Annotated in this window: 10 protein-coding genes; 3 read left to right on the top strand and 7 right to left on the bottom strand. The window is 49.6% G+C overall.

Translation table 11 applies throughout. The annotated features are described in order from the left end of the window. Positions 1–15: 15 nt before the first annotated feature. Together BLS44_RS03130 and BLS44_RS03125 are read right to left on the bottom strand one after the other, a co-directional pair. Complete coding sequence (locus tag BLS44_RS03130; protein WP_090388639.1) at positions 16–465, bottom strand: DoxX family protein; 450 nt, start codon at positions 463–465, stop codon at positions 16–18. 245 nt (positions 466–710) lie between these two features. Further along, complete coding sequence (locus BLS44_RS03125) at positions 711–1,643, bottom strand: exonuclease/endonuclease/phosphatase family protein (RefSeq protein WP_090388526.1); 933 nt, start codon at positions 1,641–1,643, stop codon at positions 711–713. Positions 1,644–1,729: 86 nt separating this feature from the next. On the opposite strand from BLS44_RS03125, the gene BLS44_RS03120 reads away from it, so the two are divergent. Further along, complete coding sequence (locus BLS44_RS03120) at positions 1,730–2,434, top strand: DUF2490 domain-containing protein (RefSeq protein ID WP_090388638.1); 705 nt, start codon at positions 1,730–1,732, stop codon at positions 2,432–2,434. Positions 2,435–2,454: 20 nt separating this feature from the next. On the opposite strand, the gene BLS44_RS03115 is transcribed toward BLS44_RS03120, so the two are convergent. From BLS44_RS03115 to BLS44_RS03095, 5 genes are all read right to left on the bottom strand, one after another. Beyond that, positions 2,455–3,132, bottom strand: a complete 678-nt coding sequence (locus BLS44_RS03115) for a hypothetical protein (protein WP_143019642.1) — start codon at positions 3,130–3,132, stop codon at positions 2,455–2,457. A gap of 193 nt (positions 3,133–3,325) precedes the next feature. After that, the gene (locus tag BLS44_RS03110; protein WP_090388524.1) at positions 3,326–4,000 is read right to left on the bottom strand and encodes a YggS family pyridoxal phosphate-dependent enzyme; all 675 of its coding nucleotides are present in this window, start codon (positions 3,998–4,000) and stop codon (positions 3,326–3,328) included. 208 nt (positions 4,001–4,208) lie between these two features. Next, a complete protein-coding gene (locus BLS44_RS03105) occupies positions 4,209–5,432 on the bottom strand; it encodes a glycoside hydrolase family 27 protein (RefSeq protein WP_090388523.1) in 1,224 nt (407 codons plus the stop codon). 346 nt (positions 5,433–5,778) lie between these two features. Then, positions 5,779–7,353 (bottom strand): M60 family metallopeptidase, encoded by a 1,575-nt coding sequence (locus BLS44_RS03100; RefSeq protein WP_090388522.1) that lies wholly within the window; start codon positions 7,351–7,353, stop codon positions 5,779–5,781. A 310-nt stretch (positions 7,354–7,663) separates the two neighbouring features. Further along, the gene (locus BLS44_RS03095) at positions 7,664–8,818 is read right to left on the bottom strand and encodes an acyl-CoA dehydrogenase family protein (protein WP_090388521.1); all 1,155 of its coding nucleotides are present in this window, start codon (positions 8,816–8,818) and stop codon (positions 7,664–7,666) included. A 258-nt stretch (positions 8,819–9,076) separates the two neighbouring features. Between BLS44_RS03095 and BLS44_RS03090 the strand changes: the two genes are divergently transcribed. Both BLS44_RS03090 and BLS44_RS03085 read left to right on the top strand, forming a co-directional pair. Next, the gene (locus tag BLS44_RS03090; protein WP_090388520.1) at positions 9,077–10,636 is read left to right on the top strand and encodes an acyl-CoA mutase large subunit family protein; all 1,560 of its coding nucleotides are present in this window, start codon (positions 9,077–9,079) and stop codon (positions 10,634–10,636) included. Between the two features lie 128 nt (positions 10,637–10,764). Further along, a complete protein-coding gene (locus BLS44_RS03085; RefSeq protein WP_090388519.1) occupies positions 10,765–13,149 on the top strand; it encodes an outer membrane beta-barrel protein in 2,385 nt (794 codons plus the stop codon). Positions 13,150–13,257: the final 108 nt, after the last annotated feature.

Here is a 13,257-nt window from a genome sequence, read left to right as displayed (position 1 = left end):
CATTTTATAATGGACCTACCGCTTCTTTTCCTCTTCCCCTGCATGAATCGCATCCAGCGACCAGGGACCGTTACTGGCTACTAAAAAGTAGATCAGCAGCAGCAATACCACTATTGCCAGCAACAGGTTGGAAAAAGGGTGTAACACATTACCAGACATTCCGGCAAAGAACACGGCGCCCAGCAGGATGGGGATCTGCATCAGGCAGGCCGCCCTGGTCAGCAATCCTAATGTAATAAGGACTCCACCCAGGATATGGGCCCCTACAATATAATGCCCTATAAGAATGGTCATAAACGAACTGAACGACATCCAGTCCGGCATCAGGTCCATCAGGGTATTGTAATTGTTAATGAACTGAACGCCTTTAAAGATCAGGAATATTCCCAACCCTATGCGTACGATATCCATCCAGGCAGGATGATGCTTTTCTCCCCAAAACTCAATACGTTGAATCAGTGTCATATTGCTGTATTTTAAGGTGAACCGATAAACCAAAGAACCACTGCAAAGTTACAAATTCTGCATAGGGAAAAACAAAATTTAATTTGCACCAAAGCACGCCATTGCGCCTGCTTTTTCAGTATCCTGTCTTTCTCCGCTGACAGGTCTGCCTGATACACTCCCGTACCGGAGGGGGAGCCGGTCCTGGAGTCTATAACAGTCATAATTCCCCAAGCACAGCAGCAGTTTCAATGCCCCTTCTGCCGTCAGTCGGCTATATTGTATACTGACGATACCGGGTAGTGATCAGATGTTTTGCCGGACCTGTAGTCCGGAACCACGGCCACCACGTCCGTCCTGATCTTTGCCGAGCCGCTCCTGTACCAGTACGCCATCCTCCCGGAAATGAGCTGCTGGTCAATTACCGAATTCGGGAAGGTGATCGTTGACTGGTACCCGGGAGCATTCAGGGGCAGTGTTACCGGCCGATAGCGGGCCGCATCATTGATAAAATTCTGATAAGGAGAAGCTGAACCCGGTATAATGCTGCCATTAAGATGGTCATTAAAATCGCCGAAAACCATGCAGTTCTGACCCGGGAGATAGGTATCGATACTATCCTTGAGCTCCCGGGAGCCATCACTCCGCTGCTCATAGGCATCCCTGCCGCTGCCGGCTTTTGCATGAAGCAGGATAAAGTGCACCGTATTTCTTTGACCGTTTACGACTGCCTCTGCGGTAAACAGGAACGGGAAACGCCCGGAAGCAAAGTACACGGCAGCTGTCGCGCTCGTACTCATAAATGGCCGTGCGCGTACATTTCTGAAAATATTTTTATTATAGACGATGGCCAGTTTCTGATCGATCCTTGGATAGGGGCTGATCACATACCGGAATTCGCCGCCCATATAGCGCCGGATCATGCTTCCAAACCGGGCTGTATCTACCACTTCGCAGATCCCGTACAGATCGGCATCCAGATAACGCAGGATCCTGCCGGCATTGGATTCCTGGACACCCGGATCCCCCGCAAACCGTGAGGAACCAAACCATTCAATATTCCAGTTAACTATGGTTAGATCCTTGGTGTAATTTTTTAACTGTGTGGTATCGCCAGTGCCTCCCTGGTTGGAAGTACGGTCTTTTGAGCAGGACCAACAGGTGGCCAGCAGTATTAGTGCAGGTAACAGGTGTTTCATAAGTTATTATTTCCTGACCCAAATTTAAACCTTTTTTATGCTTTTCTGTTTTGGAAAAAAATTTTTTTACAAATCATCTATCCGGTATGATTGCCAGAGTTTCTATTTTCCTGTTCTTTTTCATAATACCTGCAGCGGCAGTTTGTCAAACACGCTCTGAGCAAACCGGCTGGGCTGCCTGGTTTCATAATACCCGGCTGGATCGGAAATGGGGATTGTATTCCGACATCCAGGTACGTACCCGCGACAACTGGAACGGTGTGCGGAATATACTGGTACGGCCGGGCATCAGCTATTATATCAGGCCCAACCAGACCGCTACCCTGGGATACCTGTATGCCCCCACCTTCCCGGCACCGGATATCACCAATGGGCGCACCTTAACGGAACACCGCATCTGGGAGCAATACACCGTCATTCATCCGTTGCTTTCCGGGGCTCTCAGCCACCGATTCCGGCTGGAACAACGATTCATCGAAAGACCGGGTAGCGACATTTTTTCGCAACGGCTGCGGTATTTTTTCCGGGGCATACAGCCTCTCATACGGAACGAGAATGGATTCAAAAAAGGGCCATTTGCGGCATTACAAAACGAACTGTTTTTCAACCTTCAGAACAAAGACAAACTCAACGGATCCTTCTTTGATCAGAACCGGGCCTATATTGCCCTGGGATACCGCGCCTCACCAAAATTTGATATAGAGGCGGGTTACCTGAACCAGGCGGTGAAGGGACCAACCGTCAACACTATGAACAACGCAATACAGCTGGCAGCATATACACGGTTTTAATTTGTAATGCCTGCAGCTGATCAGAAAAGCTCCAGGTGGCTTTCGCTGCCTTCCGGGAAAATACACAGTGCATTAAAGATCACTGCAGAAAGATGCACCATCAGGCCATCGATCTCCACCCCTTCTTTGTGGCATGGCCATTTCAAACGCAGGCGCCGAGCACTGACCGGTACAAATCCTTTTGAGGACAGCCGCCCCGTTTCAATAGAGGACCTATTTTCCCTGCCGGTAAAAACCAGGTCACAAAAAACAGCCTTTTTTCCCGGCTTATACAGGAAGCGGAAATATAAATTCTTACGAAGCACCCACTTAAATCCGGAAATGGCCCCCGCAGTAAGCTCCCGGAACGTTTCCCGAAGGATATAACTTTTATCCGGACAATCTGAAGGCAGCATCTCCAACACGCTCAGCAGCGCTTTTTCCTCTTCCAGGAAACGGAGTGCATAGGAAGACCTTCCCTCCCGGACAGCCTCCCTGAAACGCCTGATGCAATGGCGGTGCCATTCCTTCTTCCGGTAATACCGGTCCTCCAATGTACGCAAGACTCCCAGGGCATGGTTGGTTCCGTCCAATCCCTTTTCATATTGGAGCGCCGTCAGATAATCCGGTCCTTCCGGGCTGTTCAACAGGGCTTCTCTTATAAATCTTTCCAGGTTAAACTTTTCTTCTTCAAAAGCATGGATCAGTTGCTCCATCATATCCATCATAAGCTATTTAAAAACACTGATGTGAAGTTACGCTTAATTTAATTTCCAGCCGCAAATACGCCAAAGGCCTCTTTTTTGTCCCCGGCCCGACGTTTGGGGCTGATAGGTTCTGGCGCCTGATGTTCCAGGGTTCTCTTCCGGCGTTCCGGAACCCACTGAGGGCTGATCGCTGAAAGCGGGCTGGTCATCCCCTTGCGCCAAACAACAGGCTTCCCACCCGGATCATCGTGCTTCCGCATTCCAGCGCCAGCTCATAATCACCGCTCATACCCATGGATAATGTTTGAAGTTTCAGGTCTGAAGTTTCAGGTTTGAAGCTCTTTTCAAAAAGTGCTTTCATTGCGGTGAACTCCTGCTTCAGCTGATCGGCATCCTCTGTAAAACTGGCCATGGCCATCAGGCCTTTTACACGCACATTTGGCAGCACCAGTACGCCCGACCCGATCCGGCCGAGCAATGCCGTAACCTCCCCGCCGTCGAAACCAAATTTTGTTTCCTCCTGCGCTACATGCACCTGTAACAGACAATCGATGATACGGCCGTTTTTCCGTGCCTGTTTATCAATTTCAACCAGCAGCCTCTCACTATCCACTCCCTGGATCAGGTGCACAAACGACGCAATATATTTAACCTTGTTGGATTGCAGATGCCCGATAAAATGCCAGCGGATATCGTCCGGCAACTGCGGTTGTTTTTCTGCGAGCTCCTGTACATAATTTTCCCCAAAATCCCGCTGCCCCAGGTCATACAAAGCCTTTATATCGCTTACCGGTTTTAGCTTGGAAACAGCTACCAGAGTAGCTCCGGCTGTTTCTGTCTTTGCAAGAATGGCTTTATAATTCTGTTCATTTACCGACATGGGGTAAAAGTACGGATTATGCCAGAGATTTCAGCCGCAGCATTGAGACATGGAACAGAAGACCTGGCATTTAAGATATGGGATCAGAGTGCTGGTCTGGAGGTGACAGGCAATATCCAATATCCCGGTTGTAGCTCCTGGTCTGCCGGCTCATCGAACTCAGATCTTACGCATAAAATCTCAATTCGCCTGTCTCAATTCTAACGTCTCATTTATACTGGAATACATTATACGGAAGGGCGGTTCCTTTTATCCGCAATACCACTACACCATGTGCCGGTACCTCAAATGATTGTTCCCTATTGGTAGAACGGGTATACGTTTTTTTACTCCAAACGTCCAGCATCGTATATCCCTTTCCCGCATCAATACTTAGAGAATCGGGCTGAAACCGGATCACCGCTTTTTCTTTTGCCCGGTTAAAAAGCGCTACCGCTATTTCGCCGCTCATGGTATGTTTCAACGGCCGGGCCCATACCTCCTGGTCACCGTCATCCCGCAACCTGCGTGCCTGGTATACCAGCGGATCCTGATTGATGGCGATCATATCTTTATTGGTAAGAATCTGAAGCGTTTGCTCCGACATTTTTGTAAGATCATTGCCGGCCAGCAGGGGCGAGTTCAGCATACACCACATCGAAAAATGCGCTTTATCTTCTTCATAACTCATCCCCCGGCCTACCTGCAGCATGTCCATATCATTCACATGCCCCGGCCCGCAATAAGGCCACAGGTCCGCATTCAGATCGATGATCTTTGCAATGGCATCGAACTGCTCCCGTATATCTCCGGATACCCTCCAGGAATTAGCAACATTCACCACCCATTTCCCGGGAAATTTCCAGCGGCAAACATTATATAAGACACCCGGCTTTATCGCGTTGATCAGCCGGCCGATCTCCGTATACCTTGTTTGCTCATCCAGTCCCAGCCATTCCCCCCCGCACCAATCTACCTTAATAAAGTCAAAGCCCCATTTATTCAGCATCAGCTCCAGGTCCTGCCGTTCATGCCCGTAAAGCCCCATCCCGATACCAATGGAATCTTTATCCCAATAGGAGCCGCAGGTGTTGATGCCTGCATCGCTGTAGGTGCCTGCCCCTAAGCCTTTGGAGTGGATATAGGCTACCAGGGCACCCATACCATGAGGGAACCGTACCGGGTGACTTTTTATAGCGCCGTTGCCATCCCGGCCTCCGTAAAACCCATCATCGATATTGATGAAGCTATAGCCGGCCGCCTTCATACCGCTGGTTAATAGTGCATCCGTTTGAGCCCGGATGATCTGCTCATTGATATGGACCTTGAAATTATTCCAGCTGGCCCAGCCCATCATCGGGGTATGATGCCCCTGGGCCGGCTTTGCCGGTTGCCCGTAAATACCCGATACCATCATCAGCGATACAACCCAAAGAATGATCTGCTTTTTCATCAGCAATATTTTTTAAAGGATCTAAACGTCTATCATTCATCCGACACTCATGTTACCGTTATCCGGTTCTGTTCCCGATGCCCGATCCGGAATGCCGGATGTAATATCGTTGCTTTGACAGACCGATGCCTGGCAGATCGCTCACAGGTTCCACGGGTATCCACAGAACGCTGCGGGGCGCTTTAAAGATCCGAGAGCTGCCGACCCGGTGATATTGTTTAAGGAGCGAAGCTTTTACCGGAAGCCTTTTTTAACCCTGAAAGGATTCAGACCAACCATAGCCCCCCGTAAGGAAACGACATTGATTCCCGGATCTCCAATCTCAACGCTGACAGCGGATCGCTACTTAGTCTTCAAGTGTCGTCAGATCTACTTTGGGTTGGGGCAGGTTCATGGCAGCGATCTCCTTCTTACAGGCGTCCGCCATCTCCTGCGTCATTTCATAATTGTAGTTGCCATAATCGCCAAACTCAAATTTACCTACATAGAAGAACCCATATTTTTCAAAGAAGCCGGTAAGGTCCGTTTTCCCGACCTTACAAACTGTTTTTACAAAATTCAGCTGATAAACCGCAGGGTTCCGGCCCCGGTTGCCCCATCCCCCGGAACGGTGTTCCTTACCGCTTTCAGCCGCTCCCTGCTGACGAAAAGCTTCAAAAAGATCCGGGTAAAAATCAGCATATCCGCCGGCACCTGTAAAATAAAGCTGCAGCTGCCAGAAAGGGATCAGCCGGTTAAAAACATCATTATCCTGCAGGTAGCAGATCTTACGGGCAATGATGCTGTCACGTGCCTTCTGATAATTCTTTTGTTCCGAGATGCGGCTTTTGTTTCCAAAAGAGGTGGTCCCGTAAAGCGAGAAAATATTATTGCTTACTTCTCCCAATCCCCCCCAGTTCAGGTAGGGTCTTAACTGATGCACATGGCCGACCTCATGACTAAAGCCCCAGCAGGGATCACCTTTGATCACACGGGCCGGATCCACCACCAGCGGCATGGCATTGCCGGGCTTCGTACCCATATAGGCAACGCCATCCCCGTCACGGAACATGTAATAGTTGTAATTTACCCGTGCCAGGATATGATTCTTTGGAACTTTATTGTATTTGATCAGCCCCAGGAGCCGGTGCTGGCGGTATACCAGCGAATCATAATTACTGATCAGTTCCACGCCCTTTCCGTATGCATATTTTTTACAGTCCTCCGCCGGGTAGGCGATCTGGATATGACGTCCCCTTGCATCGATCACGGGGTACACCGCATGATCGATCAACCGGTTCCAGTCTGCATCACTGTTCTTTGTAATATCAAAATAACCATTCACTTTTCCGTCTACAAAATGCACCCGGACGGGCTGCTCTTTTTCCGGTTCATCGGAGTAATAATCAATATAGGCCAGCCCGTCGTATTTTTGCAGGTCAATGATATTGACCCCGTTCCTGAGCGGAAATTCCTGCCGTTTAATACCCCAGCCGGCAGGATCCTTTGTTGGCTCAATACCCTCCGGCGCGCGCCGGTTCCAGTTAGGTACCAGTAACCGCAGTTCCTTTCCCGGGGCAATGCCTTCTACCAAAATAACCTGCCGGCCTATGGGAAGATAGATCCCGGTGATCCCCTCATATTTACTGTATCCATCCCCGATCATCAATTCCCGTCCAAGCGTGGTAGGTTTCAGCCATGCCGCATAATCGGCTACCCGGTAAGCGGTCTCATATTTTTTACCAGCCATCAGGAGGGCTGCCGCTTTTAACTGGGGATCACTGATGTTTTCAATATCTTTTTTCTTTACCCGTTTTTTTAGTTCCAGCGCCATCGGCGTCTTAAAAACCTTCAGATCTTTTTCGATCTGTGCAATGTCCGGAGTTTGTGCTCCCGCAATCAACCAGCCCAATAAGCAAGCCGTAAGCAGCCCGATTCTCATATTTATAGAATTTGATGATGCGGTAAAATACAGATTATGTATGGCTAAAAAATGCGCAAACGATTGTTCATGGGGAATAAGCCACAGAGACGCTGAGACACAGATTTTGACACCCTTAGTAAATGCTTTTAGTGACTGACGGATCCGGAAATCCATGCTTTCAGTGTTTTGGTGCTTCAGTGCCCAACATGGTAGGCGCTAAAACTCCGTTTTTTTTTGGCGGCTGCCATAGAAGCGCAGGTATGGGCAACTTGCGGAACGTGGAGAACGCCCCCATTGATCCAAAGGACATGGGATCCTTTCGTGGCCCCTACTTCAAAACGCCCCGGCTGATCACGATCCGCTGCACTTCGCTGGTGCCTTCATAGATCTGGGTGATCTTCGCATCGCGCATCAGCCGCTCTACATGGTATTCTTTTACAAAGCCATAACCACCATGTACCTGCACAGCTTCCACGGCGGCCCACATAGCTGTTTCGGAGGCAAAGAGTTTCGCCATAGAAGAACTGATATCATAATTCAGATGCTGATCCTTTTCCCAGGCGGCCTTTAAACAGAGCAAACGCGCGGCCTCAATTTTCAGTGCCATATCCGCCAGCTTAAAAGCAATGGCCTGGTGGTTCATAATTTCCGTTCCGAAAGCCTTTCTTGTTTTCGCATAATCCCTTGCCCGCTCAAAGGCCCCGCCCGCAATGCCCAGCGCCTGGGAGGCAATCCCGATACGCCCCCCCGCCAGGGTTTTCATAGCAAACTTAAACCCGAAACCATCCTCCCCGATCCGGTTCTCCTTCGGCACTTTCACATCCGAAAAAAGGATCGTATGCGTATCACTTCCCCGGATGCCCATTTTATTTTCTTTAGCGGCCACCGTTACACCGGGCCAGCTCTTTTCTACAATAAACGCGTTAATACCCTTCGATCCTTTTGACCGGTCGGTTTGCGCAATCACCAGGTACACCGAGGCACTGCTGCCATTGGTGATCCAGTTCTTGGTCCCGTTCAGGAGATAGTGATCCCCTTTGTCCTCCGCGGTCGTCTGCTGGGAAGTGGCGTCGCTGCCGGCTTCCGGCTCACTCAGCAAAAACGCGCCAATATATAGCTGTCCTTCTTTTTTACCCTGCGCCAGGGGTACCAGGTACTGCTGTTTCTGGGCTTCCGTACCAAACTCCTGTAATCCATAACAGACCAGGCTGTTGTTCACGCTCATACATACACTCACACTGGCATCTACTTTTGAGATCTCTTCCATCGCCAGTACGTAGCTGATCGTATCGAGCCCGGCACCGCCATATTCAGGCTTCACCATCATACCCATGAACCCAAGGTCCGCCAGTTTTTCGATCTGCTCTCTTGGAAATTTTTGCTGCTCATCGCGTTCAATCACCCCCGGAAGGCATTCCTGGTTTGCAAAATCGCGGGCCGCCTGCCGGATCATTTGCTGTTCTTCTGACAATTGAAAATCCATGCGTGCATCGTTTTATTTCCACAAATATAAAAGACTGTGCCGTTAAACGAACAAGTGTTCATATATTTACGGCCCTGAAATTGATGCAAAACAATCTTCAGGCGGATCCGATTTATCATTATGGGCCCGACTGTGGAACAAAGGTCATCGGTGTTGCAGCCTGTTCCGCCAAAAACGGGAGCGCACACTTGGGCGGCTGTATAGCTGATCGCTTATCGCTTTTAGCCATCAGCTGTGAACGTATGTTAAAAAGAAAAAATGGAAGAAAAAGAGATCTATACAGACAGTGACATACCGGTACATACCCTGTACACGGCCGCCGACCTCCCGCAACAGGAACCGGAACGGCCCGGAAAATTTCCCTTTACCCGCGGCATACAACCCGATATGTACCGTGGCCGCTTATGGACCATGCGGCAATATGCCGGCTTCAGCACTGCGGCAGAAAGCAACAAACGCTATCACTATTTATTGTCGCAGGGTGTGATGGGACTGAGCGTGGCCTTTGACCTGCCCACACAGATCGGCTACGACAGCGATCATCCCCTGGCGGAAGGCGAAGTAGGCAAGGTGGGCGTGGCCATCGATAGTATAGAAGATATGGCGGAACTGTTCAACGGCATCCGGCTGGAAGAAGTGTCGACCAGCATGACCATTAATGCCACGGCCTTTATCTTACTGGCCTTGTATGTAGCCCAGGCCAAAACCCAGGGAGCCGATCTGTCCAAAATATCCGGCACCATCCAGAACGATATTTTAAAAGAATATGCGGCCAGAGGTACCTACCGCTATCCTCCCAAGCCTTCCATGCGCATCATCACCGATATTTTTGAATGGTGCTCCAAGGAACTGCCTAAATGGAATACGATCTCCATTAGTGGTTATCATATCCGGGAAGCCGGCAGTACCGCTGCCCAGGAGATCGCGTTTACCTTAAGCAATGGCAAAGCCTATGTGAAAGCCGCACTGGACAAGGGCCTCGACATTAATATATTGGGCAAACGCCTCTCTTTCTTTTTTAATGCGCACAATAACCTGTTTGAGGAGGTGGCCAAGTTCCGCGCGGCGCGCAGAATGTGGGCGCAGATCATGAAAGACCTGGGCGCCACCGATCCCAGGGCACAGATGCTGCGTTTTCATACACAGACCGGTGGCAGTACCTTAACCGCCCAGCAGCCGCAGAATAATATTTCAAGAGTGACTATTCAAACGCTGGCCGCCGTGCTGGGAGGCACCCAGTCGCTGCACACCAACGGCTTTGATGAAGCGCTGAGCCTGCCTACAGAAGAAGCCGCAAGGATCGCATTGCGGACACAGCAGATCGTTGCTTTTGAGAGCGGCGTTACCGACACCGTAGATCCCCTGGCCGGGTCTTACTTTGTGGAAACAATGACCACCGGCATGGAACAAAAAGCACAGGAGCTCATTGATCAGATCGATGCCATGGGGGGCAGCATCTCTGCCATTGAAGAGGGCTTTATGCAGGAAGCCATCGCCCGCAGTGCTTACGAATACCAGCAAAAGATCGAAGCCCACGAAAAGATCATCGTGGGGGTGAACCGCTTTCAAACAGCAGAAGCCAATACTACTCCTATCTTTAAAGTAGACGACAGTATCGGCGCCCTGCAAAAACAAAAACTGGAACAATTGCGTAATAACCGAGACCAGGCAGCCTGTGACCGGATCCTTTCCGGCCTTCGCTCAAAAGCATCGGGAACAGAAAACATCATGCCTTCGGTTATTGAAGCCGTGGAAGCCCGGTGTACCCTGGGAGAAATTGCAGGCACATTAGTAGGGGTATTTGGGGAATATCAATGACAGCCGGGGAATTCGAAACTGTGGGAATGTCGGTCCAGGACCAGGAAGCGGCATCAAATCTCTGTCTCAAGCCTCAATTCTCAGTTCTCAAATACCCGATATCTTTCAGGTTTCCCTATTTTTGACAGATGCGAAAGATCATAGTACTGCTAAGTGTCGTTTTATTGAACACCGTTTGCTTTGCCCAACTGACCATTAGAGGAACCATTCATGACGAAGCCGCCCAACCGGTAGCGGGTGCTACCATTGAATTTTACAGCAGCGGCCAGGCCGCCAAATCATTCGGGGCCGATGCTTCCGGGAACTTTAAGATCGATGCCCTCAGAGGCGGGGAAAAATACCTGCTGCAGATCTCCGCCGTGAGTTATGAAGACAAGATACTATCGCTTCAATTGCAAAATGACACCCTGCTGCAGATCGTCCTGGTGCAGAAAAGTACGGTATTAAAGGATGTGGTCGTAACCGGAAAAGCCCGGCTGATCGAAGTGAAGCCCGACAAAACAGTAGTGAATCTTGCGGAGAATCCGGCGGTTGTCGGCAACAGTATTGCGGAAACCCTGGGAAAGATCCCCGGCCTGCAAATGAACGGAGACCGCGTATCTATTCCGGGTAAAGGAGAAGTACAACTGATGCAGGACGGGCGCCTGCTGCAGCTCTCGCAGAAAGACCTGCTCAACTACCTGCGATCCATTCCCGCAGGCAATGTATCAAAGGTGGAGATCATTACCAACCCCTCGGCTGCTTATGATGCATCCGGCAATGCCGGCCTGATCAATATCGTTACCAAGCGCAATAAACAGCAGGGATACAGCGGCAGTATCCAGGCCGGATTTAAACAATGGCAGCAGTACCCGGGAATGGATATGACGGGCAATGTCAATTACAATTCAGGAAAATGGAACCTGTACGCCAATGCCAATATATACCGCACCCGTCATAAATACGGATTCCGCTGGGAAGAATATTACCCGGACCGTTCCTGGATCATGAGTGATACCGGTGATTATAAATGGCAGAACATTATCGTCAACGCCGGAGCGGATTACCAGTTATCAAAACGTTCCGTGCTTGGGTTTAACGCGGGCTTCTCCAGGTACTTTGAAGGAGGAGCAGATTATGTACGCAATCATTTTTACAATGGCCGGGGACAGGCCGACTCGGTACTGACCACCTACGCCACCTATGTACCATTAGCCAAAACACAGTCCTATAACCTGTATTACAAGACCAGGCTGGATACCACCGGAAAGACCCTCTCCCTTGACGGCAGCTTCCTTACTTTTTACCGAACCGATGAATCGGACGTTACAGCCAAAACCTTCACACCGGAAGGCGGACTGATCGCTCCCTCTACGGCCCGCTTTTACAACAATACCCTGCAGAACATCAATATCTATGCGTTAAAAGCGGATATGGAGTTTCCCACAAGCGTGGCAAAACTGCAATGGGGCGGCAAAGTGAACTTTATAGAAACCTACAACAATATGCGGTATTACCGCCTGGCAGGATCGGATAAAAACTATGACGGGCAACTGAGCAATGAATATAAATACACGGAAAATACCCAGGCGCTCTACCTAAATGGCAGCCGCGAAGCGGGGAACTGGTCCTTCCTGGCCGGTCTGCGGGGAGAGATCACCCAAACCAACGGGTACTCCTATACCCGGCAGCAGGGCAATAAAAACAATTATGTAAAACTCTTTCCCAACGCGTTGATCAGCTTAAAAAAAGACGATGACAACAGCTTTGCCCTTAGCTATAACAAGCGGGTACGCCGCCCCACATTCTGGAACCTGAACCCGTATATTTCCATACTTACAGCGTATAGTTACTATGAAGGCAACCCCTTCCTGCAGCCGGAATACAACAGCAATTTCCAGCTGCAGCACAATTATAAAAACAAATTCACCAGCGCCTTCTTCGTAGCCCTTACCAATAATGGATTTGATGACATAACCATTGCACATGTGGATACCAATTTTGTAATGCGTACACCCAAGAACTTTGTTAACAGCACCCGCTTTGGCGTTTCAGAAACATATAACTTTTCCGCGATCCCCTGGTGGGAAAGCAATAACCTGTTGAATATTTATTATACCAACGGACAATCGAAGCTGGATTATGTGGAAGGACGGAAAGGCTGGGGAGCCTATGTTTCCAGCAATAATAATTTTTATTTAAACAGCGGCAAAACGCTCTCTGCCGCCTTGAATTTCTGGTACCAGTTCCGGGAAGTAACACTGGTAAACCAATCCGACGCCTATTATAATGTTGACCTTGGATTAAATGCACAGTTACTAAAAGACAAATTATCGCTTAATGCCAATCTACAGGACGTTTTCGCCTCCAGCGGTGCTTCCTACACCACCGTAGTAAATGGCATCCGGCAGAAATATGCCGTACTCCAGCTGAACCGGATCTTTTCGGTAACGCTGATCTTTAAATTCGGAAAAAAAGACGTTCCGGCAACAGAACGCACCAATAGTAACCAGGAAGAGCGGGAACGAATGTAAAGACAATGCCACAGAGACTCAGATACACAGAACACGTTGGGTTTCTGAATCAGAACTTCTGAGGTACCCGGCCGATGAGGGCTTTTGCCGGGGGAGATCAAAAAAACT

Source organism: Niabella drilacis, from assembly GCF_900101395.1.
Taxonomy (GTDB): domain Bacteria; phylum Bacteroidota; class Bacteroidia; order Chitinophagales; family Chitinophagaceae; genus Niabella; species Niabella drilacis.
The sequence above is the reverse complement of the archived record's forward strand: the minus strand, read 5'-3'. Positions and strand labels throughout refer to the sequence as shown.